A 23,843-nucleotide genomic window follows, 5' to 3' on the forward strand; every position below is an offset into this window, starting at 1 on the left:
CTGGAGCCGGCCGGGCCGTCCGTCCTATAGTGACGGTTGAGGGGCGGCCCCGGAGTGATGAGCTCCGGCACCGCCCCTCGCCATGCGTACTGTCAGAAGAGATCGCCGAGCAGGCCGCCCAGCACGCCCTTCTCCTTCTCCTCGTCCTCGCCGGTGACGTCGGTGGTTCCGAAGGTGTCGGCCGGAGCCGGAGAGGTCCCGGTGGTGGTCGGCGTGACATCGGCCGGACCGGCCGACCGCTTGCGTCCCGGAGCCTTGGTGGATCCGGTCGGGTCGGGTTCGGCGGTCGTCCGGACCGGCTTCGGCGTGCTGGTCTGCCCGCCCTGCCGGGTGCCGGTCTTCGCACTGTCGCCGCCGTGCTGCCGCAGCGGTGTCTCCGGCCGTTCGGTGGTGTCGTCCGCGGTGGGCGCGCAGTCCCGCAGCTTCGGCCCGAGTGCGTCCGAGCCGGCCGGGGTGACCTGGTCGCAGGACAGTCCGGCGCGCAGTGCCTCGGTGCGCTTGACCACGTCCTGCAGCAGGCCGAGGGAGACCGCGGCCCGTTCCCGGTTGGCGCCGGAGAGTTTCTCCATCGCCGGGGTGAACGCCCGGCGCTGGTCGGTCGCGAACCCGTCCAGCGTGTTCAGCGGGGTGGTGTTCGGCTGGGCGACGGCCGAGGTGGTGAGCAGCCGGGCGCCCTTGCGGGTGTCGGCGTCCATGTCGTCGAGGACCAGCGCGAACTCGCGGGCGTCACCGGGCATGGCGATCGCCTCGGAGAGCCTGGTCCGGGCGAAGTCCAGCGCCAGTTGTCCCCGGGTGACGTCCGAGCCGGCGATCGCCAGCTGGGCTCGTTCGGTCTGGCGCTTGACGCTGTAGAGCGCGTCGCCGGGTGAGGCGCTCTCGCTGGCGGCGGAGATCCCGGAGACGGCCATCGCGCCGGCTGCGACACCGATGATGATCGCCCCGCGGGCCCGGATCCGGGCCCCGAAGCGCGGCCGGCGGATCTCGGGTTCGGCGACCGGGTCGGGATCGGTCTCGGCGGCGGTCCGCCCGATGCCGTCCCGTTCGGCGGTGGCGACCAGCATGGCGCGCAGGCCGACGCGGAACTCGGAGTCGACCGGTGCGGCGATCTTCGCCGTGGCGAGCCGGTTACCGATGGCGACCAGCCGGTTCAGCTCTTCGTCACCCGGCCCACGGCTGTGGTGCCGGCGCGTGCCACCGGAGTCGTCGATCGATTCCGCGAAGCGCTCGGCACTCCGGGAGTTCGGCAACGCGAACTTCACCGTGGGCACCTCCCCTCGCTCGTGACTGTCTCGCCGGCCTGGCGGACGGCGTCGGCGCCCGGACCGTGAGACACGGTCCCGGGTCGCATCCGGACAAACGCGCGACACGCGGACCCGGTTACGGGTGACGAACGGGTCCATCGGGTATCGGTGATCGACATCTTCAACCGTTCGATCAAGATTGGAACCCGTCCGGCAGGAGCCGATTCAGTGCTCTGACCGCGCGGTATTGCAGTGCTTTGATGGCGCCCTCGTTCTTGCCCATGGTCTGGGCGGTCTCGGCCACCGAGAAGCCCTGCAGGAACCGGAGCACGATGCATTCCTGCTGTTCCGGGTTGAGCTGCTTGACCGCGGTGAGCAGAGCGACGTTGGTGATGTGATCGACCACGGCGGACTCCGGGCTGCCCTCCGGACCACGGTCCTCGCGGTCGGCGTCGAGCACGTCGCCGGTGGTCACCTCCAGGCGGTACCGGCCGGACTTGAAGTGGTCGGCGACCAGGTTGCGGGCGATGGTGACCAGCCAGGCGCCCAGGTCGCGGCCCTGCCAGGTGAAGCTGCCGATGCGCTTGAGGGCACGCAGGAAGGTGTCCGAGGTGAGGTCCTCGGCGAGCTGCCGGTTGCCGACCCGGAAGTAGACGAAGCGGAAGACGGTGTCCACGTACCGGTCGTAGATCAGGCCGAAGGCCTCGGACTCGCCGGCCTGGGCCCGTTCGACCAGGGCCCACACCTCGGCGGCGGGGTCACCGCGGTCGGGGCGGGCCGGATGCTTGGGCGGCTCGGTCTCCGTGGGCGGCCCGGTCTTGCTCTGGGTGGGCAGGACCACGGTGTGGTCGGCGACCGTCTCGCCCTCGCCGAGGTTGGAGCGCTGGCCCGCGGTCGGCTGGGACGGGGGGCGCGGCGAGGAGGGTCGGGGGCCCCCGAACCTGCCGTTGCCGTTGTGCGGCGAGGCGACGGCGGGCGGGCTGTTCGGCGTACGACGGCTGTTGGTCTGTTTGGGGCTGTCGCCCCGGATCGTGTTCACGATCATGCCGTCAACGGACTCGCGCAGTGCGTTCAACCCCTCGGTGAGTGCGTGCCGGGCATCGAGGACGTCGCGGTGGTACGGGTCCTCGGCGTACACATGAGTCACTTCGCCTCCCCAACCCGGCGGGCCTGTGACGACAGCGAATCCGTCCCGCCAGACGTGGATTCACTTCGATTCCGTGCTTTGTAGGGCACAGCGGCCTCCTCGGGATGAGGGTGGTCACTCACAAGCAAAAGCCTTCAATCACAACAAAATGGGTGGGACGACCACGAAACAGCCGGTCGGCCTCACCCGTTGGTGTGTAATCCGTTACACAGAGCGGAAGTATTGCCGACTTCGGACACACGGAGTCGCACACCGTGTGCGCTGAGCGCAAAGCCGTGAATCCCGCCCAAAACGGCAACCCTCGTCAAGGTCACCTTGACGGAACAAGGTGCGAAAGGGACGGACCGGTTGTCCGCCGTCCCGGTCACGGCCCGTTTGTGCCAGACTCGGGCCTCGTGGAGGAACCCGCCCGTGACCCGGTCGCCGAGGCCGCCGGACGCCGCCCCGGCCGGCCCGCGCTGATCGCCGGGGACACCGTCGTCACCTGGTCGGAATTGGACACCCGGGTGTCCGCGGCGGCCGCCTGGATCGCGTCGCGCACCCGGCCCGGTGATCGTGTCGCCCTGATGCTGGGCACCACTGTCGACTTCGCGGTGTTCTGGTTCGGCGTGCTGCGGGCCGGGCGGGTGGCGGTGCCGGTCAACCCGGGCGCTCCCGAGGACGAGCGGGATCACGTGCTCACCGACTCCGGCGCGATCCTGGTCGTGGACGGGTCCACCGACGTCCCGGCCGCGGGCCCTCTTCCGCCCGTACCCAATAAGAATGATCTTGCGGTTCTGCTCTACACCTCCGGCACCAGCGGGCGGCCGAAGGGCGCGATGCTCACCCACGCGGCCCTCGCCGCCAACCACGAGCAGCTCGACCGCATCGAGCCGGCGGTGGTCGGCCCGGACGACGTGGTGCTGCTGGCGGTGCCGTTCTTCCACGCCTACGGGCTGAACACCGGCCTGGGCAGCGTCGCGCACCACGCGGCCACCGGGGTGCTGGCCGAGCGCTTCGACCCGGCCGGATCGCTGGAGCTGATCACCCGGCACGCGGTGACCGTGACGGTCGGGGTGCCCGGGATGTACCAGGCCTGGCTCGGTCAGGCGGGCGCGGCGGCGGCGCTGTCCGGGGTGCGGACCGCGGTGTGCGGCGCGGCGCCCCTGGAGGAGCGGGTCGCGGCACGCTTCCGGTCGCTGACCGGCCGTCCGATCCTGATCGGGTACGGGCTGACCGAGACCGCCCCGGTGCTGACCACCACCGCGGTCAGCGACCGGGACAAGCGCGGTTCGATCGGCCGCCCGCTGCCCGGCGTGGAGCTGCTGCTGCGTACCCCGTCCGGCGCCGTGCTGTGGCGTGACGGCACCGCGTCGGTGGACGAGGACCTGGAGGTCGCCGAGTCGGCCGGCACCGATCCCGGCGAGATCGTGGTCCGCGGCCCGAACGTCTTCGGCGGGTACTGGCCGGACGGCCGGGACGGCCCGGACGCCGGCGGCTGGTGGCCCACCGGTGACATCGCCTACGCCGACGGCGACGGTGACCTGGTCCTGGTCGACCGGATCGGCGAGCTGATCCTGGTGAACGGCTTCAACGTCTACCCGGCCGAGATCGAGCGGGTGCTGATCGCGCATCCCCGGGTGACCGGGGTGGCCGTGGTCGGGGTGCCGGACCGGGTGACCGGGCAGCGCCCGCACGCCTACGTGACGGTGCTCGACGATCCGGCACCCAGCCCGACCGAGCTCCAGGTGCACTGCTCGGCACGGCTGGCTCGGTTCAAACTGCCCGGCGTCGAGATCGTGGCAGAGTTGCCGCGTACGCCGATCGGAAAGATCCGTAAGAGGGACCTGTGAGACTGACTCTGATCAGCCGGACCGGATGCCACCTGTGCGAGGTGGCCGAACAGACGCTGGACCGGATCGCCCCCGGCCAGTGGTCGAAGGTCGACGTGGACTCGTCGATCGAGCTGGAGCGGGAGTACGGCGACCGGGTGCCGGTGCTGCTGCTGGACGGCGCGGAGCACGGGTACTGGCGCATCGAGGAGGAGCGCCTGCTCCGGGATTTGGCTCGACAACCGGGTGAGCCCCGCCTGTAGTTTCTTCGGGTGACAGCTAAGCACCTGGTCTGGGACTGGAACGGAACCCTTCTCGACGATCTTCACCTGGTGGTGTCGTCCACCAACGTCGCCTTCGCCTCGGTCGGCGGCCGTGACGTGGGCCCCGACGAGCACCGGCGGACGTTCCGCCGGCCGGTCGCCGACTTCTACGCCGAGATGCTCGGCCGGGCCGTCGGCGCGGAGGAGTTCGGGGAGCTGGACCGCATCTTCCACGAGGCGTACCGGGTCGGCCTGACCGACGTCTCGCTGGCCGCCGACGCGCGGGCCGCCATCACCAGCTGGACCGGCAGCCAGTCGCTGCTGTCCATGTGGTTCCACCACGAGCTGGTCCCGGCGGTCGAGGGGCACGGCCTGACCGGCCTGTTCACCCGGGTGGACGGGCTGCGGGCCGAGCTCGGCGGCGGTTTCAAGGCCGCTCATCTGGCCGCCCACCTGGAGCACCTGGGGGTGTCCGGCGCCGACGCCGTGCTGATCGGCGACTCGCTGGACGACGCTGAGGCGGCCGAGTCGGTCGGGGCCCGCGCGGTGCTCTACACCGGCGGTTTCACCGACCCGGACCGGCTGCGCGCGTCCGGCCGTCCGGTGGCCGACACGCTGGTGGATGCGGTGAAGATGGCCATGTCACTCTGAGTCGGGTGGCCCTTGTGCCCTCCGAGCGGTAATACTCGATGAGGTCGGCCCGACTAACACAGCGGGTCGATCTTGTCCAATTGTCCCGACAAGATCGCGATTTGTGCACGCCTTCACAAGCGCCTACTCTGTGACTCCGACGAGCCCCGCTACCACAGCTACCCCACGAGGGTTCCACCGGTACCGCACAGACAGGGCTCACCGCAGGTCCGCCTCGTCGGCACGGAGTCAGATGAGCCAGCAGCGTCACGGAAGCACGCCCGGCGAAGCCGATGGCGTCCCGGCCTTCCCGGATCTCCCGGAGGCGACCATCGCGCGACTGCCGGAGTATCTGCGTGCCCTGCACCACCTCGCCGAGACCGGCGCGGAGACGGTGTCCAGCGAGGGCCTGGCCGCGGCCGCCGGGGTCAACTCGGCCAAACTCCGCAAGGACCTCTCCCACCTCGGCTCGTACGGCACCCGCGGTGTCGGTTACGACGTGGCCCTGCTCGTCGACCAGATCGAGTACATCCTGGGCCTCGACAAGAACCGCGCGGTCTGCCTGGTCGGCGTCGGCAACCTGGGGCACGCCCTGGCCGGTTACGCGGGCTTCGCCAGCCGCGGCTTCCGGGTGGTGGCGCTCTTCGACGCCGACGTGGACAAGGTCGGTGAGGTGATCAACGGTCTTGTGGTGCGGCACATCGACGACCTCCAGCGGATCGCCGCGGAGGAGTCCATCGCGATCGGTGTCATCGCCACCCCGCCGGGCACCGCGCAGCCGGTCGCCGACGCGCTCGTCGCGGCGGGTGTGACGAGCATTCTCAATTTCGCCCCGGGGGTTCTTTCGGTGCCGGCCAACGTCGACGTCCGCAAAGTGGATCTTGCTATCGAGCTGCAGATCCTTTCGTTCCACGAGCACCGCAAGGCGTCTCTGACCGCATTGCCGGGAGGCCGCAACGACGGTCAGGAGGCGGTCGGGTCGTGAACCTGCTCAGCATCGGCGCCTCCTACCGCACCGCCGACGTCGCGGTCCTGGAGCGCCTCGCCATTCCCGAACCGTCCGTCCCGGAGCTGCTCCAGCGTCTGGTCGCCCAGCCGTATGTGGGTGAGGCGGTCGTCGTCTCCACCTGCAACCGGGTCGAGGTGTACGCGGCGGTCAGCGGCTTCCACGGCGGCCTCGGCGACATCTGCAACGTGCTGTCCGAGCACTCCGGCATCCCGGCCACCGAGCTGGCCGGCCACCTCTACGTGCACTACGGCGAGGCCGCCGTCCGCCACTCGTTCCGGGTCTCGTCCGGCCTCGACTCGATGGTGGTCGGCGAGGCGCAGATCCTCGGCCAGCTGCGGGACGCCTACCACGCGGCGACCGAGGTCGACTCGGCCGGCCGTCTGCTGCACGAGCTGATGCAGCAGACGCTGCGGGTCGGCAAGCGGGCCCACGCCGAGACCGGCATCGACCGGGCCGGCCAGAGTGTCGTCACGGCCGCCCTGGACGTCGCCGCCGAGCACCTCGGTGGCGACCTGACCGGCAAGTCCGCCCTGATCATCGGGGCCGGCGCGATGGGTTCGCTGTCGGTGGCCACGCTCACCCGCAACGGCATCGGGTCGCTCCGGATCACCAACCGCGGCCAGCAGCGGGCCGACCGCCTGGCCGAGCTGTACGGCGCCACCTCGGTCCCGTTCGGCGACCTGGACAGCGTGCTGCGCGAGGTCGACATCGTGGTCTGCGCCACCGCGTCCACCGAGCCGGTGCTGACCCGGGACCGCCTGGAGCTGGTCGGAAAGGACCTGGTCGTCCTCGATCTGGCCGTCCCCCGGGACGTGGCGCCGGACGCCGCCGGGCTGCCCGGCCTGACCATCGTCGACATCGACAGCCTGGCCAACAGCCGGCGCACCGGCCCGGCGGCGGCCGAGACCGCGGCCGTCGAGCAGATCGTCACCGGCGAGGTGGACACCTTCCTCGGCTGGCTGCGCGGCGCCGAGATCGCGCCCACCGTGGCGGCGCTGCGCACCCGGGCCGACGAGGTGGTCTCCTCGGAGATGCGCAAGCTGATGTCGCGCCGCCCGGAGTTCACCGAGGAGCAGCGGGGCGACGTTTCCCGTACCCTGCACCGGGTCGTCCAGCAGTTGCTCCACTCGCCTACCGTGCGGGTCCGCCAGCTCGCCGCCGAGCCCGGTGGTGATCAGTACGCCGCCCTGCTCCGCCAGCTGTTCGACCTGGACGTCCCGCTGGCCACGCAGGCGAACGCCGTACCGGAGATCGGAGGGAAACCGTGACCAGCCCGCTGCGTCTCGGCACCCGGGGGAGCACCCTGGCGCTCACCCAGTCACAGATGGTCGCCGACGCGCTGACCGCCGCCACCGGCCGCCCGGTCGAGCTGATCCGGATCGTCACCCCGGGTGACCGGTCCGCCGCCCCGGTCGCCGAGCTGGGTGTCGGTGTCTTCGTCTCCGCGCTGCGTGACGCCCTGATCGCCGGTGAGATCGACTTCGCCGTGCACTCGTACAAGGACCTGCCCACCGGTGACCACCCACGCCTGCACATCGCCGCGGTGCCGCTCCGGGAGGACCCCCGGGACGCCCTGATCGCCCGGGACGGTTTGACCCTGGCGGAGCTGCCGCCCGGCTCGCGGATCGGCACCGGTGCGGTGCGCCGAATCGCGCAACTGCGGGCTTTGGGCCTAGAGTTGCAGGTCACGCCGATTCGGGGGAACGTCGACTCGCGTATCGCCCGGGTCCTCGGACCCGACGCGGACCTCGACGCCGTCGTTCTCGCCCGAGCCGGTGTGGCACGTCTCGGGCGGTCGGCGGAGATCACCGAGACGCTCGACCCGATGCTCATGCTGCCCGCCCCGGCTCAGGGCGCGCTGGCGGTGGAGTGCCGGGCCGACGACACCGACCTGATCGAGGTGCTGTCCGTTCTCGATCACGCACCGACCCGCTCTGCCGTCACGGCGGAGCGGTCGATGCTCGCCACGCTCGAGGCCGGGTGCTCCGCCCCGGTCGCGGCACACGCCGAGATCGCTGAAGGCGACGACGGCGACGAGATTTACCTGCGCGGTGCGGTGATCAGCCCGGATGGCGTCCGAGCCGTCCGACTGTCGCGCACCGGAACGCCCGCCGGCGCGGCGGAGATCGGCAAGGCGCTCGCCATCGATCTCCTCGACGCCGGAGCCGATACCCTGATGGGGAGCACAGAATGACCACCCGCACCGCCCGTAAGCCAGCCGGACGCATCGCGTTCATCGGCGCCGGACCCGGCGACCCGGAGCTGCTGACCCGCCGCGCGTACGCGGCGCTGATCGATGCCGACCAGGTGGTCTACGACCGCGGCGTGCCCGACTCCCTCCTCAGCGCGATCCGTGCGGACGCCAAGGAGGACACCCAGTTCAGCCCGGCCGAGGGCGCGCCCGGCGACGTCGCCAAGGTGCTGCTCTCCGCCGCCAAGTCCGGCCTGTCCGCCGTGCACCTGGTGGCCGGCGACCCGTTCGGGCACGACTCGGTGGTCAAGGAGGTGCAGGCGGTCTCCCGGACGGCCGTGCACTTCGAGGTGATCCCCGGGATCGGCCAGGCCGAGGGGGTCGCGGCGTACGCCGGTGTGCCGCTGCCCGGAGTGCGGGTCTCCGCCGACGTCGACGACGTCACCACCCTGGACTTCGACGCGCTCGCCGCGGCGGCCCAGAAGGGCTCCTTCGCGGTGGCCGTGGACGCCGGCGACCTCGCCGCGGTCCGCGACGGCCTGCTCGCCGCCGGTGTCGAGCCGGGTGTCCCGGTCGCGGTGACCGGCGACGGCACCGGCGAGACGCAGTACACCACCACCTCGACGGTGGACAGCTTCGTCGCGGCGGCGCTCGGCTTCACCGGCCGGGTGGTGCTCACCGTCGGCTCCGAGGTCGCCGAGCGCGACAACCTGAGCTGGTGGGAGAACCGGCCGCTGTACGGCTGGAAGGTCCTCGTCCCGCGGACCAAGGAGCAGGCCGGCGCGATGAGCGCCCGGCTGCGCGCCTACGGCGCCATCCCGTGCGAGGTGCCGACCATCGCGGTCGAGCCGCCGCGCACCCCGGCCCAGATGGAGCGCGCGGTCAAGGGCCTGGTCGACGGCCGCTACGCGTGGGTCATCTTCACCTCGGTCAACGCGGTCCGCGCGGTCTGGGAGAAGTTCGGCGAGCACGGCCTGGACGCCCGGCACTTCGGCGGCGTGAAGATCGCCTGTATCGGTGAGGCCACCGCCGACGCGGTCCGCGCGTTCGGCATCCAGCCCGAGCTGATCCCCTCCGGCGAGCAGTCCTCCGACGGTCTGCTGGCCGAGTTCTCGCCGCACGACGAGATCCTCGACCCGGTCGGCCGGGTGCTGCTGCCGCGCGCCGACATCGCGACCGAGACTCTCGCGGCCGGGCTGATCGAGCGTGGCTGGGAGGTCGACGACGTCACCGCGTACCGCACGGTCCGGGCCGCCCCGCCGCCCGCCGAGATCCGCGACGCGATCAAGTCGGGCGGGTTCGACGCGGTGCTGTTCACCTCGTCCTCGACGGTCCGCAACCTGGTCGGCATCGCCGGCAAGCCGCACGCCCGCACGGTCGTCGCGGTGATCGGCCCGAAGACCGCGGAGACCGCCGTCGAGTTCGGTCTGCGGGTGGACACCCAGCCGCAGAACGCCTTGGTGCCGGACCTGGTCGAAGCCCTCGCCGAGTACGCCCTGGAACTCCGCGAGAAGCTGGCCGCGATGCCGGCCAAGCAGCGCCGCGGCTCCAAGGTGCAGGGCCCGACGGCTCTCCGTTTCCGCTGATCGTCAGTGGTGGGCCGGAATCTCCCGGCCCACCACCCAGAGGAGCCCCGATGTCCTTCCCCGACATCCGCCCGCGCCGTCTGCGGCGCACCCCGGCCATCCGCCGGCTGGTCCAGGAGACCCACGTCGCTCCGTCCGACCTGGTCCTGCCCCTGTTCCTGAAGGAGGGGCTGACCGAGCCGAAGCCGATCAGCTCCCTGCCCGGGGTGGTGCAGCACAGCCGCGAATCGCTGCGCAAGGCCGCCACCGAGGCGGTCGAGGCGGGTGTCGGCGGTCTGATGCTGTTCGGTGTGCCGGACAGCGCCAACAAGGACGCCACCGGTTCGGCCGGTCTCGACCCGGACGGCATCCTCAACGTCGGCCTGCGTGACCTGCGGGCCGAGCTGGGCGACAGCACGGTCATCATGGGCGACCTCTGCCTGGACGAGTTCACCTCGCACGGGCACTGCGGTGTGCTGGCCGCCGACGGTTCGGTCGACAACGACGCCACCCTCGCGATCTACGGCGAGATGGCGGTCGCGCAGGCCGAGGCCGGCGCGCACATGGTCGGCCCGTCCGGGATGATGGACGGCCAGGTCGGCGTGGTCCGCCGGGCCCTCGACGCGGCCGGACACCAGGACGTCACGATCCTCGCCTACTCGGTGAAATACGCCGGCGCCTTCTACGGCCCGTTCCGCGAGGCTGTCGACTCGTCGTTGCAGGGCGACCGCCGGCAGTACCAGATGGACCCGCCGAACGCCCGCGAGGCGCTGCGCGAGGTCGAACTGGACATCGCCGAGGGCGCCGACATCGTGATGGTCAAGCCCGGCCTGCCCTACCTGGACATCATCGCCGCCCTCCGCGACCGGGTCAGCGTGCCGGTCGCCGCCTACCAGGTCTCCGGCGAGTACGCGATGGTCGAAGCCGCCGCCGCCAACGGCTGGCTGGACCGCGAGCGGGTCATCCTGGAGTCGCTGACGTCGCTCAAGCGGGCCGGCGCCGAGATCACCCTGACCTACTGGGCGACCGAGGCCGCAAACCTACTTCAAAACCGCTGATTTCGTACGGTCCACCAAACGGTCCCGCCTCGTCCGCGCGAGGCGGGCCGTGGGTCACCACCGACCCGCGACCGCCGGGCCGAATGCGGCGGTCCCGCTCAAACCGCGCGCCGACTGCCAGCCGGGTTCCGCGGTGGTCCCGCTCAAACCGTGTGCCGACTTTCGGCGCGATCCGTGCCGGAACGCGGCACGCTCAGGTCGGTTCGAAGCGCTGCACCAGCTGGGTCACGTCGGCGATGTACTCGAACCAGTCACGATCCGACTCGTAGCCCAGCTCCGCGTTCACCTTCAGCATCGACTCGTTGTGCTGTGCGTTCCACGTCTGCACCTGCCGCAGTGCCGGCTCGGCGGCCCGCAACTCGAACAGCATCCGCGCCTTGATCGCCCGGTCGATGCCGTAACCCCGGTGCTCCCGCACCACGATCGTGTCGTACTGGTCGGCCCGCTCCGGATGCTGCGCCGGCACCACCACCTCGGTCAGCCCGGCCACCGCCCCGCTCGCCTCATGAATGGCCAGCACGATGTACGGCTTCAACCCCCGCCGGTGCAGCGTCTCCAACGACTCCCGCAGCCGGGCCGGATCCGAGGAGCGGGGCGCCAGGTCCAGGTCGTCGTCATCCCGCTGGGCTTCGGCCTTCGCCTGCGCGTACGCCTCCAGCAGGTGATCGGGCGGCCCGCCCGGGTGGTATTCGATGCGGTACCCGGAACTGATCCCACTGGCCATGCCACCCAGGGCCACCCAGTCCACCGAGTCCAGATTGAGCACGCTGCGGGTCTCCACATACTCCTTCTCGAAACCCAGCGACTCGTAGAACGGGATCGCCGACGTGCCGCCGATCGCCTCCACGCCGATCGAGGAGAATCCCTCCAGATAGGCGCGCCGGGCGGCCATCGCCACCAGTTGCCGGCCCAGGCCGCGGCGCCGCAACTCGGGGCGCACCACGACTTCGAGCACGCCGATGTCACCGAGCAGCAGAATGTTGACGTGCGCGAAGATCTTGCCGGTGCCTTCCGGGAGCCGGTCGTCCTCGGCCACCCATGTGATCCGGCGTTCGCCCGGCATGGTCTCGGCCAGATACTCCCTGACCTGTACGTCCCGCCAGGGTGGATCGTCCGGAAGGTCGGCGGCCAGGACCGCGTTCACCGTCTCCACGAGCGAGTCGACCTCGGTCGCGGACGCGGAGCGGGGATCCCATTCACGCACCCTCACCCGTACATCGTGCCGTTTGTACGACCTGGAGGGAAGTGCTGACCACGCAAAAGTACGGCGACGATCACTCAGCGTCGCGAAGATCGCCGATCTATCTACCGCATCGTGATCAGTGCCGGTCAGCGGCTCCGTTTCCCGTAGTCGTCGGCGGCGGCGAAGACCTTCTGCGCCTGCGGCCGGACCGCGTTGTACGACAGAATCGCCTCCCACCAGGAGTCCGCACGCGACAGATCTCGGCCGCCCTTGCAGAGGTACGCGGCGGCGGTCAGGGCGGCGTCGTCGATGTCGTTCGGGTTCGCCACCCCGTCCCGGTCGGCGTCCACCGCGTTCGCCTTCCAGGTGGCCGGCAGGAACTGCATCGGCCCGATCGCCCGGTCATAGGTGGTGTCCCCGTCCAGCGCGCCCTGGTCGGTGTCCGCCACCAGCATCCGCCCACCCTGCCCGTCCAGCGGTAGCCCGTAGATGCTCGGCTCGGCCACCCCGTCCGCCCGCAACACGGCTCCGTTGAAACTGCCGTGCGCCGACTCGACCTTCCCGATCGCGGCGAGCGTGGTCCAACTGAGCCGGCAGGATGGCGTGGTCTGCGCGGTGACCAGCTCGGCATAGCCGTAGGCCTGCACCGCCACCACCGGAATCCCCACCTTGGTACCCACCTGCCCGGCCCATCCCGCCAGCGCGTCAGCCGGCCGGACGTTGGCCACCGTGGGCTGGGTGAGCCCCGGCAGCCCCGAAGCCCCCAGCCCCGGAATGCCCGACGCCCCCAGCCCCGGCAGCCCGGACGGTCCCAGCCCCGGCAGCCCCGTGGTGATCCCCGGAACCGGATAGCTGGGCGGCAGAACCCCTTGCGACCCCCACACCGGAGGCGGAACCGACCCGTCCACCCCAGCCCCGAACTGCGGCGTAGTGCTGGGCGCGGGAGCCGCCTCCAGCGCTTTCGGCACGAGATAGGCCCCCGAGGCCACCGCTCCCACCACCAGCGCGGACACCAGGAACCCGGGAATCACCACCCGCCCACTGGGCCCCCGAGCCCACGAAACCACCCCACGAGCGGCCCGCCCACTCAGCCGCAACGGCCGAAACCGCCGCCCCCGCTTCCCCGCAGCACCACCGCCCGCAACAACACCGGCCACGCCCGCCGCAGCCGCCGCTCCGCCAACCGTCCCGCTGGCCGCCGCAGCTCCGGCAGGTGTGCCGCTGGCTGCCGTAGCTTCGGCGGACGTGCCGCTGGTTGTCCCAGCTTCGGCAGTTGTGCCGTTGGCCGCCCCAGCTCCGGCAGGTGTGCCACTGGCCGCCGCAGCCCCGGCAACCGTCCCGCTGCCTGCCCCAACACCCGGCGCTCCGGCGTTCGTTCCTGGCGAGGCCCCGTCAGGCGACTTGCCGTCGACCGACTCAGGCGAGCCCTTCGCCGAACTTTCGACAGCCCTGCCGTCTCCGCTTGCCGGACGGTCCCCGCTTGTCTCGGATCGGCCAGTTGCCGAGCCGGCGCTGCTTGCTTTGCCGGCGCTACTCGCCGAGACATCTCCGCTCTTCTTGCCGTCTCCGCTTGTCCTGCTGTCTCCGGCTGGCCCGCTGTCCCCGGGCGCCTGCCCTTCTCCGGTGACGCCCGCGGTCCCACCCGAAGTGCCGGAGCCCGAAGTGCCGGAACCCGGAGTGGTGGAACCGGGAATGCCGGCCGCCGAGGTCTTCGTCGTTGAGATGCCCGCCGCAGCCGGACCAGGCACCGCGGACCTGAGCAAGCCGGCTGTGCCAGCCTTCGCTGACTCGGCCGTGGCACTGGCCCCGGCATCCTTGCCAGACTCCGTCGAACCACTCGCCTCCGGATGCGAGCCGGCCTCACCCGCGTCGGTCTCACCCGCGTCGGTCTTGCCCGCGTCGGTCTTGCCTGCGTCGGTCTTGCCTGCGTCGGTCCCGGTCTCGTCGGCGGGACCGGCGGTAGATTCGCTCCTGGCCAAAGAGAACGGGCTGCCGATCGGGAACGGCGTCACCGGCGGAAGTGGCACGAGCGGCGGAAACAGCCCCGCGGATTGTCCGCCCGAGGAAGAGGCGGATGCCGGAAGCTTATCCGAATCGCCCGAGGCGGAGGAGGAGGAGGAGGAGGCTGAGCCGACGACGGCGGCCGGACGCTCGTCCGACCCAGAGGTGGACGTGGTGGCCGCGGGCTTGTCCACGCCTGACGCGGCAACGGGTTTGTCCGGCTCGTCCGATGCCGAGGCGGGCGTGGTGGCCGGGGGATTGCCCGGATCGGCTGAGGCCGCGCCGGAACTCGCCAGCGGCCCGCCCTGATGTGGGGCCGGGGCCGGCTGCTCTGCTGGGTCCTTGGGTGCCTCCGCCACGCGTAGACCCTACCCGCCGGAAACCACTCCCGGGGACCTCGCGAACGCCCTGTGGACAACTCCCGGAACGCCCTGTGGACAACCCTCCGCGGCAGGGGTCCTACGCTGGTTGAATGCCGCGTTACGAGTTCCGCTGTCGCGCCTGTGGCGCCAACTTCGAGGTCAGCCGCCCGATGAGCGAGGCGGGAGAGCCCGCCGCCTGCCCGCGGGGTCACGACGACACCGTCAAGCTGTTGTCCACAGTCGCGGTGACCGGCCGTGGGGGCGGTTCCGGTTCCGCCCCGGCTCCGATGAGCAGCGGTGGCGGTGGCGGCGGTTGTTGCGGTGGCGGCGGCTGCTGCTGACGGCCGTCCCAGGGGCGCGAGGCCGATCCCTGATCGCCGAACGGCCCCGGCCCACACCGCCCAGCATCCGCCGCTTGGTGCGAACCGCTTGGCGCGAACCGCTTGGCGTCCGACGTCCGGTGTGAATCACCCGGCCGGTCCCGGCTCGAGCCGCCTGCCGCGAATCACCTGGCCGGTCCCCGGCTCGAGCCGCCCGATGCGGATCACCCGCTCGGCCCGGAGCGAATCGTCCGGTGCGGAATCGCCCGAAGCCCGGCACGGAACCTCCGGACCTCGTCCCACCCCTCGGCATCCGACATCCGACGCCCGACATCCGACGCCGACATCCGACGCCGACATCCGACGCCGACACCCGACACCCGACACCCGGCGCCCGGCGCCCGGCGCCCGGCCCGGAGATCATCCCGGCTCCACACCGGAAAGATGATCGTGGTGGCCAGAACCTGAGAATCGCCTGCGAACAACGCGCCCACCCGCGACCATGGTGATCACTGTCGACTTCGGCCGGTGACCTTCTCCTCGCTGCGGGTGGCGAACATGTTGCCTCTTACGGGTACACCCGAACGGCCTGCCGGTTTTGGCCGTGCACGGCGTTTCCGCGGTCGATCTCTTTCGTTACGAGACGCGTAGTCCCGTATGCCGCCGGTCGATACACGATTCGGCCGTCCTCCATAAGGGGTCGGCCGTGGCGGGCAAGCGATTACCGTCCGTTTCTACGATGGGCGGTGACGCAGAGGTACGGCAGCATGAGTCGCGACTTCCCAGAAGGGGGCGGAGGTTCCACCGTGTCGGGACGGATCGAGCTACCCAGTGGCCTGGTGACCTTTATGTTCACCGACATCGAGGGCTCGACGCGGCTTGCCCGGATGCTCGGCGAGGCCTACCGCAGCGTTCTCGGAGCGCATCGAGAAGTGCTACGCGCTGTATTCAAAGATTTCAACGGTGTCGAGCTCCTAACCGAGGGTGACTCCTTTTTCGTCGCCTTCTCGAATGCTGACGCGGCGGTCGCGGCCTGTGTCGAGGCGCAGCGCCGGCTGTCCGCTCACGACTGGCCGCGCCTGGACGCGGTGCCGCGGGTCCGGATGGGACTGCACACCGGCCGGGCCGTCCCGGTCGGTCAGGAGTACGCGAGTGAGGAGGTCCACCGTGCCGCCCGGGTGTCCGCGGCCGCGCACGGGGGCCAGGTGCTGTGTTCGGAGGCGACCACTCTCGCGGTGACGGCGACGCACGCCGCGCTGTCCGGCGGCTCCACCGGAACCGCCGCGGCGGCCACTCTGGCCACCGTGGATCTGCTGGCGCTGGGGTCGTTCCGGTTGCGCGGGTTCGACGACGACGAGCGGCTGTTCCAGGTGCTGGCGCCGGGGCTGGAGCGGGAGTTCCCCCGGCCGCGGACCGATGTGGCGCCGCGGCACAATCTGCCGGCCGAGCACAGCCCGTTCGTGGGCCGCCGGGCGGAGGTGGCCGAGCTGTCCGCGCTGATCGGACGGAACCGCCTGGTCACGGTGGTCGGGCCGGGTGGTTCGGGGAAGACCCGGCTGACGTGTGCGGTGGCCGAGCGGCTTCTTCCGGCGTACCCGGGCGGGGTGTGGACGATCGATGCCGCGACTGCCGCGCAGGGCCTGCCGGTCGCTCTCGCCGCGGCTCTGGGGGTGCGCCCGGAACCGGGCCGGCCGATGATCGACACGGTGGTGGAGCAGTGTGCCGAGCGCCGGATGCTGGTGATCGTGCAGACCGCCGACGCGGCGCCGGCGTTGACCGCGACGTTGGCGCACCGGCTGCTCAGTCGCTGCCGCCGGCTGGATGTGGTGGCCACCGGCCGGGCCCCGCTGGCACTGCCGGGGGAGACCGTGTGGCGGATTCCGCCGCTGGCCCCGGCGGACGCGTTCGCGCTGCTCCGGGATCGTGCGGCGGCGGCTCAGGGCGGTCGTCCGGGGGACGGGGATCCGCAGTTGGCCGGGCTGGCGGCCCGGCTGGAGGGTTCGCCGCTGGCGATCGAGCTGGCCGCGAACCGGCTGCGGCTGCTCCCGGCCGAGCAGCTGACCCGGCGGCTGGACGACCCGCTGGGCGCGCTGGACAGCGAGGCCGCCGGGGACGGCCGGCATGCCAGTCTGGCCAACAATCTGGCCTGGTCCTATCGCACACTGGGCAGCCGGGCGGCGAGCCTGCTGCGACGGCTGTCGGTCTACGCCGGACCGGTGGACCTGTCGACCGTCGAGTGGGGTGACCCGAGTGCGCTCGGCGCACTGTCCGAACTCGCCGACAAGTCGCTGGTCGAGGTGACGCCGGGTCCGAGTTACCGGTTGTCCGATCAGGTCCGGGCGTACGCGCTGCGCCAGCTCACCGCCACCGGGGAGGAGACCAGCGTCCGCGACGGTCATCTGAACTGGTCGTTGCACGCGCTGGAGCGGGCCGCGCTGGACACCGACGACCAGGTTCGGACGGTGTCGCTGACCGAGCTGGGCCCACTGGTCCCGGAGTGGCAGGCGGCGCTGCGCTGGGCCGCCGCCACCGGGGACGTGCCGGCCGGGTTGCGCCTGGCCACCGCCCTGGAACCGTGGTGGCGTGAGCACGGCGACGCCCGCCGGGAGGGCCGGGAACTGCTGGCCGCCCTCTACCGTCACCTGCCGTCCGCTGAGGACGGGACGGGGGACGGGGTGGGCGACGGGATCGCCGCCGCCGATCTGGCGCGGGCCTACCTGGTGCACGCCGGGCTGTCGGATGAGCGGGCCGAGCGGGAGCGGTTCCTGGGCCGGGCCGAGGAGGAGGCGGGGCGTTCCGGTGACGCGGCGCTGCGGATCCGGGTGCGGGCGGTGCGCCTGACGACGCCCGGCGACGATCCGGCCGGTGCGGAGGGCGACTGTCGTGAGGTGATCGCCGAGGCCGAGCGTTCCGGGGTGCCGAACGCGGCTTTCCCCGCGGTACTGGCCCTGGCCGAACTGTTGTGGCGGCGGGAGGCGCTGACCGAGGCCGCGGATCTGCTGGGTGCGGCCCGGCAGTGGGAGGCGGCACGTCCCGAGGATCGTGGCCGGCGTGCGGTGGACTGGCTGCTCGGCATGGTCGCGCTCCGGCGTGGTGACCTGGTGGCCGCGCACGATCATCTGGTGGTGGCGTTGCGGTCGCGCTTGCGGCACGGGTTCCGGGGTGCGGCGGCGGACGCGGTGGCGGCGATCGCGGTGCGCTGCGCGTCCGGCGGTGATCCGGCGACCGCGACGGTGCTGTTCGGCGGCGCGGAGGCGGCTCGGGGCGCCCGCCGGACCGAGTCGTTCGGCGCCTTCTGGTCGGCCCGCCAGATGTCGTTGCGGGAGGCGCTGGGCGACGCGACGTTCGACGAGGCCTATGCGGACGGCGCGGGCCTGGGCTTCGACCGGATCGTCGCGATGGCCCTGGCCGTCGAACACCCCGACCTGGAGAACGGCGCTGTGCGTTTCGCCCAGATAGTTCGATAAACCCTTTTCTGGTACGCCCCACACCTCCACAACCGCAAGCAGCGGCCCCCGCCTCGTCCACGCGACGCGGGCGCCACTCCAGACCGTCCGGCGCCCGCCGGGCGAATGCGCCCCTCACCGAAACCCGCGAGCCACTTCCCGGCGCGGCCCGCGCCGCAGCGCGGCACGCGGGTCGCAGCGCGGCACGCAGGTCGCGCGCGAAGCGCGCGTGGCCACTTGCGGTGCGTTTCGCACCGCAGCGCGGCACGCGGGTGGCGGTTGCGGTTTGCGTGGTCACTTGCGGTGCGTTTCGCGCCGCTGTGCGGCACGCGGGTGGCTGCGTGGTCACTTGCGGTGCGTTTCGCGCCGTTGTGCGGCACGCGGGTGGCGGTTGCGGTTTGCGTGGTCACTTGCGGTGCGTTTCGCGCCGTTGTGCGGCACGTGGGTGGCGGTTGCGGTTTGCGTGGTCACTTGCGGTGCGATTTGCGCCGTTGTGCGGCACGCGGGTTTGCGGGGTGGCGGTGAGCGGCGCATTCGCCCGGCGGTCGCGTCGGTGGCCGGGACCACCGCGCGCCTCGCGCGGACGACACAGGGCGTGCCGCCTGCGGTTGTGGAGGTGTGGGGCGTACCGGCAGAAGGGTTGTCCTTAGACCGCGACCCCGCTGGAGACCGATTCGTCGTCGCGGATGTAGACCAGCAGGTCGCCGGTTTCGATGGTGACCGCCTGCTCGCCGCCCAACGGCAGCACCTTGCCCCGGCGGATCAGGGCCACCACCAGCGTCGCCAGTTCGCGCGGGTTGCGGCCGACCTCGGCCCGTTCGGCGGAGCGCATCGCCAGCGCCATGCCCTGACCGGGCGTGAGCAGGTCCTCGACCACGTCGATCAGCGGCGGCGCGGTGGTGGTCAGACCGAGCAGGCGGCCGGCCGTCGACGACGACACGATCACGTGGTGGGCGCCGCTCTGTTTGAGCAGTGCCGCGTTCTCCTGTTCGCGGACCGCGGCGATGATCCGGACCTGGCCGGCGGTCAGCTGGCGCACGGTCAACGTGATCAGCACCGAGGCTTCGTCCCGGTCGGTGGCGATGATGACCGATTTGGCGTTCTTCACGTCCGCCTCGTTCAGCACCGACGACCGGGTGGCGTCGCCTTCGATCACCACGAAGCCGCTGGCCTGCGCCTGCCGGACGCCTGCTTCACGGTTCTCCACGATGACGATGCTGCTCTTGTCGTATCCGGTTTCCAGCAGCGCGGCGACGGCGGCCCGGCCCTTCGTGCCGTACCCGCAGATGATCACGTGGTCCTTCAACTTGCTCCTCCACCGGCTGACGCGCAGGCCCTTGCGGTACTGGTCGGTCAGCACCTCCAGTGTGGTGCCGACCAGGATGATCAGGAAGAGGACCCGGGCGGGCGTGATGAACAGGACGTTCACCAGGCGGGCGCCCTGGGTCACCGGGGTGATGTCGCCGTAGCCGGTGGTGGAGAGAGAGACGACCGCGTAGTAGAAGCAGTCGAGCAGGGTCAGGCCGTCCTCGTTGACGTCCCGGTACCCGTCCCGGTCGGAATAGATCACCGCGACCGCGACCAGGATCAGGGAACACGCCATCGTCAGGCGGACCGCGAGGGCCCGTAACGGTCCCTGACGGACCATAGGTAGATGAATCATGGAACCGCCTGCACGCGATCACCTTAACCGTCAAGCTTGAGATCTCATCGGTAGGACATCACATCAGCTCACCGGGCGCGCGCTGGAGGTCCCACATGATCCGGCTCGTGACCGTCGCGGCCCTGCTGACGGCGATCATCCCGGCCGGGCCGGCTGCCGCGCGTACCACTGATCGGGACAAGGTTCTCGCCGGCTGGACCCGCCCGACCGCGGCGAGCGCCGCCGCCTGGAACGCCGCCCGCCTGGACCGGAAACGCTGGGCCGCCTACCGTTTCGACTGGTCGACCGACCTGTGCACCCGTGCCCCGGAGAACCCGTTCGGTTTCGACTTCACCAACGCCTGCCGGCGGCACGATTTCGGCTACCGCAACTACCGGACCGATTTCGCCCGCCACAAGAAGCGTGTCGACGAGAGTTTCCGGGCCGACCTGCGCCGCATCTGCGACGCCCGGCGTCTGTCCGCCCAGCCCCTCTGCAACGTGACCGCCTTCGCCTACTTCGAGGCAGTGCGGTTACTTCCCAGAGACCCCGATCTGGTACGCCCGGCACCTCCCACAACCGCAAGCAGTATGTCTCGCCACGTCCGCGCGAGGTGAGCCGGTGGTCCGGGCCGACAGCGCGACCGCCGGGCCGAATGCGGTGGTCACCGTGCCGCAGTCGCTGTGTCCACCCTCAGTCCTGCCGCAGGCCCCAAACCGCGTGCCGATTTCCGGCGCGACTCGGCCCGAATTTCTCCACGCCCCCCGAGACGAGGGCTTGCGTGGTGACTTCGGGTGCGGGTCGCGCCGGAAGTTGGCACGTGGTCTGGGCGGCGGGCTTGCGTGGTGACTTCGGGTGCGGGTCGCGCCGGAAGTCGGCACGCGGGTTTGGCCGTCGCATTCGCCCGGCGGCCGCGCTGTCGGCCCGGATCACCGGGTCACCTCGCGCGGACCAGGCAGGGCCTGCTTCTTGCGGTTGTGGGGCCGAATGGCGTACCGAAAAGGGTCCTAAAGGATCGTCCAGGTGTCGCCGCTGTTCAGCAGGTTGTCGAGCATCTCCTCGGCGGTGCCGTCGGCCTGGGCCCGGGCGTCCAGGACCTGTTTGCGGACGATCTCGTCGTAGGACGGGCGCCGCACGTCGCGGAACACGCCGATCGGGGTGGTGCCCAGGTCGGAGCCGGAGAGCCGGCTCAGCGCGAAGGCGTAGGCCGGGTCGTCGACGGTGGCGTCGTGGACGATCGGGGTGCCGCCCTCCTGGACCTTCAGGCCGAAGCTGCCCTCCGGGTGGACGACGTTCAGATCGCCGACGGTGATCGGCTGGCCCTGTTCCAGGCGGATCAGGTGTTCGTCACGGGACGACGGGTCTTTGATCAGGTCGAAGGCGCCGTCGTTGAAGATGTTGCAGTTCTGGTAGATCTCGACGAACGCCGAACCCTCGTGGTCGGCGGCGGCCCGCAGCACCGACTGGAGGTGTTTGCGGTCGGAGTCGATGGTCCGGGCCACGAAGGTCGCCTCGGCGCCGAGAGCCAGTGACAGCGGGTTGAACGGTGAGTCCGCGGAGCCGGCCGGCGTCGACTTGGTGATCTTGCCGAGTTCCGAGGTGGGGGAGTACTGCCCTTTGGTGAGCCCGTAGATCCGGTTGTTGAAGAGCAGGATCTTCAGGTTCACGTTGCGGCGCAGCGCGTGGATCAGGTGGTTGCCGCCGATCGACAGCGCGTCGCCGTCGCCGGTGACCACCCAGACGCTCAGGTCGGGCCGGGAGGTGGACAGCCCGGTCGCGATGGCCGGGGCGCGCCCATGGATCGAGTGCATCCCGTAGGTGTTCATGTAGTACGGGAAACGGGATGAGCACCCGATCCCGGAGACGAACACGATGTTCTCCCGGGGGATGCCCAGCTCCGGCATGAACTGCTGCACCGCGGCCAGGATCGCGTAGTCCCCGCAGCCGGGGCACCAGCGCACCTCCTGGTCGGACTTGAAGTCCTTGGCGGTCAGTTTCAGCGCGACCGTCTCAGCCATTCTTGACCACGTCCTCGAGCATGCTCTCCAGCGTCGCGGCGGTGAACGGCAGGCCGCTGACCTGGTTGAACGGAACCACGTCGACGAGATATCGGGATCGGATCACCGCGGCCAGCTGACCGAGGTTCATCTCCGGGACGACGACCTTGTCGTACCCGGCGAGGACCTCCCCGAGGTTGGCCGGCAGTGGCGACAGGTGCCGCAGGTGCGCCTGGGCGACGGAGAGCCCGCGCTGGCGCAGTGCCCGGCAGGCGGCGCCGATCGGGCCGTAGGTGGAGCCCCAGCCCAGCACGAGCACCGAGGCGTCCTCGGACGGGTCCTCCACGTCCACCTCGGGCACGCTGATCGCCTCGATGCGGGCCTGCCGGGTGCGGACCATGAACTCGTGGTTGGCCGGATCGTACGAGATGTCGCCGGTCTTGTCGGCCTTCTCCAGACCGCCGATGCGGTGCTCCAGGCCGGGTGTGCCGGGCACCGCCCACGGGCGGGCCATGGTCGCGGGATCGCGGAGGTACGGCAGGAAGCGCCCGTCCGGCCCGTTGGGCTCGGTGGCGAACGTGACCCGCAGATCGGGCAGTTCGTCGACGGACGGCAGCAGCCACGGTTCGGAGCCGTTGGCCACGTAGTTGTCGGACAGCAGGATCACCGGGGTGCGGTAGGTGAGGGCGATCCGGGCCGCCTCCAGGGCCGCGTGGAAGCAGTCGGACGGTGATTTCGGGGCGACCACCGCGAGCGGGGCCTCACCGTGCCGGCCGAACAGCGCCATGTTGAGGTCGGCCTGTTCGGTCTTGGTCGGCATGCCGGTGGACGGGCCGGCCCGCTGCACGTCGACGATCACCAGCGGCAGCTCCAGGGCGATGGCTAGGGAGATGGTCTCGCCCTTGAGCGCCACGCCCGGCCCGGAGGTGGTGGTGACACCCAGAGCGCCGCCGTACGCCGCACCCAGCGCCGCCCCGATCGCCGCGATCTCGTCCTCGGCCTGCATCGTGGTGATGCCGAACCGCTTGTGCTTGGAGAGTTCGTGCAGGATGTCCGAGGCCGGGGTGATCGGGTAGGCGCCGAGGAAGACCGGCAGCCCGGAGCGCACCGCGGCGGCCACCAGCCCGAGGGACAGCGCCTGGTTGCCGGTGATGTTGCGATAGTTGCCGGGCCGCATCTTCGCCGGTTTGATCTCGTAGCGCACCGAGAACGCCTCGGTGGTCTCGCCGTAGTTCCACCCGGCCTGGAACGCCGCCTTGTTCGCGGCCACCAGGTCGGGCCGTTTGGCGAACTTGCGCTCCAGGAACCGCAGCGTCGACTCGAACGGCCGCGAATACATCCAGGAGAGCAGGCCGAGCGCGAACATGTTCTTGGCGCGCTCGCCGTCCTTCTTGGCGACGCCCAGCTCGCTGAGGGCGCCCAGGGTGAGCGAGGTGAGGGCCACCGGGTGCACGGCGAACTCGGCGAGCGAGCCGTCCTCCAGGGGGCTCACGGCGTAGCCGACCTTGGCCAGGTTGCGGCGGGTGAACTCGTCGGTGTTGACGATGATGTCGGCGCCGGCCGGCAGTTCGGCCAGGTTGGCCTTGAGGGCGGCCGGGTTCATCGCCACCAGGACGTCGGGGGCGTCGCCGGGGGTCAGGATGTCGTAGTCGGCGAAGTGCACCTGGAAGCTGGAGACCCCGGGCAGGGTGCCGGCCGGTGCGCGGATCTCCGCCGGGAAGTTCGGCAGTGTCGAGATGTCGTTGCCGAGCTGCGCGGTCTCCGAGGTGAATCGGTCGCCGGTGAGCTGCATGCCGTCGCCGGAGTCACCGGCGAACCGGATGACCACACGGTCCAGTTGCTCGACTCGCTTCGCGGGAGCGGCCACGATCTCAACCTCCAGAAGGCGCGGACGTTCGTCGATGACCCGGTCCGCAAATCGTCAGTTCCACACTACGTCGCCGCCCCTTACGAAGTGGTCCCGGACCGTTGCCCACA

At 71.0% G+C, this 23,843-nt stretch carries 18 protein-coding genes and 1 pseudogene; 12 read left to right on the forward strand and 7 right to left on the reverse strand.

Annotated features, from left to right (window positions below; translation table 11 throughout):
• Nucleotides 1–92: 92 nt before the first annotated feature.
• Nucleotides 93–1,259 carry a DUF5667 domain-containing protein gene (locus ACQ0O7_RS05710; RefSeq protein ID WP_430780686.1) on the reverse strand — a complete coding sequence of 389 codons (1,167 nt, stop codon included), beginning with the start codon at nt 1,257–1,259 and terminating at the stop codon, nt 93–95.
• A 175-nt stretch (nt 1,260–1,434) separates the two neighbouring features.
• On the reverse strand, nt 1,435–2,388 hold the full coding sequence (locus tag ACQ0O7_RS05715) for an ECF subfamily RNA polymerase sigma factor, BldN family (protein WP_430780687.1): 954 nt from the start codon (nt 2,386–2,388) through the stop codon (nt 1,435–1,437).
• 395 nt (nt 2,389–2,783) lie between these two features.
• Here ACQ0O7_RS05715 and ACQ0O7_RS05720 point away from each other — a divergent pair, with 395 nt between their 5' ends.
• From ACQ0O7_RS05720 to hemB, 8 genes are all read left to right on the forward strand, one after another.
• The gene (locus ACQ0O7_RS05720; protein WP_430780688.1) at nt 2,784–4,220 is read left to right on the forward strand and encodes an AMP-binding protein; all 1,437 of its coding nucleotides are present in this window, start codon (nt 2,784–2,786) and stop codon (nt 4,218–4,220) included.
• Complete coding sequence (locus ACQ0O7_RS05725) at nt 4,217–4,462, forward strand: glutaredoxin family protein (RefSeq protein WP_430780689.1); 246 nt, start codon at nt 4,217–4,219, stop codon at nt 4,460–4,462. Before ACQ0O7_RS05720 ends, ACQ0O7_RS05725 begins: the two co-directional genes overlap by 4 nt.
• A 9-nt stretch (nt 4,463–4,471) precedes the next feature.
• Nucleotides 4,472–5,113: an HAD family hydrolase gene (locus tag ACQ0O7_RS05730; RefSeq protein WP_430780690.1), complete on the forward strand. Its 642-nt coding sequence runs from the start codon at nt 4,472–4,474 to the stop codon at nt 5,111–5,113.
• A 232-nt stretch (nt 5,114–5,345) separates the two neighbouring features.
• On the forward strand, nt 5,346–6,077 hold the full coding sequence (locus ACQ0O7_RS05735; RefSeq protein ID WP_430780691.1) for a redox-sensing transcriptional repressor Rex: 732 nt from the start codon (nt 5,346–5,348) through the stop codon (nt 6,075–6,077).
• Complete coding sequence (locus ACQ0O7_RS05740; protein ID WP_430780692.1) at nt 6,074–7,369, forward strand: glutamyl-tRNA reductase; 1,296 nt, start codon at nt 6,074–6,076, stop codon at nt 7,367–7,369. The genes ACQ0O7_RS05735 and ACQ0O7_RS05740 overlap by 4 nt, the downstream gene beginning before the upstream one ends.
• On the forward strand, nt 7,366–8,295 hold the full coding sequence (gene hemC, locus ACQ0O7_RS05745; protein ID WP_430780693.1) for a hydroxymethylbilane synthase: 930 nt from the start codon (nt 7,366–7,368) through the stop codon (nt 8,293–8,295). The genes ACQ0O7_RS05740 and hemC overlap by 4 nt, the downstream gene beginning before the upstream one ends.
• Nucleotides 8,292–9,878 (forward strand): uroporphyrinogen-III synthase, encoded by a 1,587-nt coding sequence (locus ACQ0O7_RS05750; protein ID WP_430780694.1) that lies wholly within the window; start codon nt 8,292–8,294, stop codon nt 9,876–9,878. Before hemC ends, ACQ0O7_RS05750 begins: the two co-directional genes overlap by 4 nt.
• 50 nt (nt 9,879–9,928) lie before the next feature.
• Nucleotides 9,929–10,915: a porphobilinogen synthase gene (gene hemB, locus ACQ0O7_RS05755; protein WP_430780695.1), complete on the forward strand. Its 987-nt coding sequence runs from the start codon at nt 9,929–9,931 to the stop codon at nt 10,913–10,915.
• 193 nt (nt 10,916–11,108) lie between these two features.
• Here the strand turns inward: hemB and ACQ0O7_RS05760 are convergent, their stop codons facing one another.
• Nucleotides 11,109–12,125: a GNAT family N-acetyltransferase gene (locus tag ACQ0O7_RS05760; RefSeq protein WP_430780696.1), complete on the reverse strand. Its 1,017-nt coding sequence runs from the start codon at nt 12,123–12,125 to the stop codon at nt 11,109–11,111.
• A 119-nt stretch (nt 12,126–12,244) separates the two neighbouring features.
• A pseudogene (locus ACQ0O7_RS05765) lies at nt 12,245–13,207 on the reverse strand (lytic transglycosylase domain-containing protein); the annotation flags it as partial.
• A 514-nt stretch (nt 13,208–13,721) separates the two neighbouring features.
• Here ACQ0O7_RS05765 and ACQ0O7_RS05770 point away from each other — a divergent pair.
• The 3 genes from ACQ0O7_RS05770 to ACQ0O7_RS05780 all read left to right on the forward strand — a co-directional run bounded on the left by ACQ0O7_RS05770 (nt 13,722) and on the right by ACQ0O7_RS05780 (nt 18,248).
• The gene (locus tag ACQ0O7_RS05770) at nt 13,722–14,408 is read left to right on the forward strand and encodes a hypothetical protein (protein ID WP_430780697.1); all 687 of its coding nucleotides are present in this window, start codon (nt 13,722–13,724) and stop codon (nt 14,406–14,408) included.
• Nucleotides 14,409–14,571: 163 nt separating this feature from the next.
• Nucleotides 14,572–14,802 carry an FmdB family zinc ribbon protein gene (locus ACQ0O7_RS05775; protein WP_430780698.1) on the forward strand — a complete coding sequence of 77 codons (231 nt, stop codon included), beginning with the start codon at nt 14,572–14,574 and terminating at the stop codon, nt 14,800–14,802.
• A gap of 785 nt (nt 14,803–15,587) precedes the next feature.
• Entirely contained in the window at nt 15,588–18,248 is a 2,661-nt protein-coding gene (locus ACQ0O7_RS05780; RefSeq protein WP_430780699.1) for an ATP-binding protein, read from the forward strand.
• Between the two features lie 625 nt (nt 18,249–18,873).
• Here ACQ0O7_RS05780 and ACQ0O7_RS05785 read toward each other — a convergent pair.
• Entirely contained in the window at nt 18,874–19,890 is a 1,017-nt protein-coding gene (locus ACQ0O7_RS05785; protein ID WP_430780700.1) for a potassium channel family protein, read from the reverse strand.
• Nucleotides 19,891–19,985: 95 nt separating this feature from the next.
• Here ACQ0O7_RS05785 and ACQ0O7_RS05790 point away from each other — a divergent pair, with 95 nt between their 5' ends.
• Nucleotides 19,986–20,486, forward strand: a complete 501-nt coding sequence (locus ACQ0O7_RS05790) for a phospholipase A2 (RefSeq protein WP_430780701.1) — start codon at nt 19,986–19,988, stop codon at nt 20,484–20,486.
• Between the two features lie 390 nt (nt 20,487–20,876).
• Here ACQ0O7_RS05790 and ACQ0O7_RS05795 read toward each other — a convergent pair whose 3' ends face one another.
• A complete protein-coding gene (locus ACQ0O7_RS05795) occupies nt 20,877–21,887 on the reverse strand; it encodes a 2-oxoacid:ferredoxin oxidoreductase subunit beta (protein ID WP_430780702.1) in 1,011 nt (336 codons plus the stop codon).
• A complete protein-coding gene (locus tag ACQ0O7_RS05800) occupies nt 21,880–23,733 on the reverse strand; it encodes a 2-oxoacid:acceptor oxidoreductase subunit alpha (RefSeq protein WP_430780703.1) in 1,854 nt (617 codons plus the stop codon). The genes ACQ0O7_RS05795 and ACQ0O7_RS05800 overlap by 8 nt, the downstream gene beginning before the upstream one ends.
• Between the last annotated feature and the right edge of the window lie 110 nt (nt 23,734–23,843).

The sequence above is a fragment of the Actinoplanes sp. G11-F43 genome, from assembly GCF_050589265.1.
GTDB lineage: Bacteria > Actinomycetota > Actinomycetes > Mycobacteriales > Micromonosporaceae > Actinoplanes.

Coding starts and splice junctions, on each gene's coding strand:
- ACQ0O7_RS05750 (WP_430780694.1), top strand. CDS start 8,292: ATGACCACCCGCACCGCCCGTAAGCCAGCCGGACGCATCGCGTTCATC.
- ACQ0O7_RS05795 (WP_430780702.1), bottom strand. CDS start 21,887: ATGGCTGAGACGGTCGCGCTGAAACTGACCGCCAAGGACTTCAAGTCC.
- ACQ0O7_RS05790 (WP_430780701.1), top strand. CDS start 19,986: ATGATCCGGCTCGTGACCGTCGCGGCCCTGCTGACGGCGATCATCCCG.
- ACQ0O7_RS05785 (WP_430780700.1), bottom strand. CDS start 19,890: ATGATTCATCTACCTATGGTCCGTCAGGGACCGTTACGGGCCCTCGCG.
- ACQ0O7_RS05735 (WP_430780691.1), top strand. CDS start 5,346: ATGAGCCAGCAGCGTCACGGAAGCACGCCCGGCGAAGCCGATGGCGTC.
- ACQ0O7_RS05775 (WP_430780698.1), top strand. CDS start 14,572: ATGCCGCGTTACGAGTTCCGCTGTCGCGCCTGTGGCGCCAACTTCGAG.
- hemB (WP_430780695.1), top strand. CDS start 9,929: ATGTCCTTCCCCGACATCCGCCCGCGCCGTCTGCGGCGCACCCCGGCC.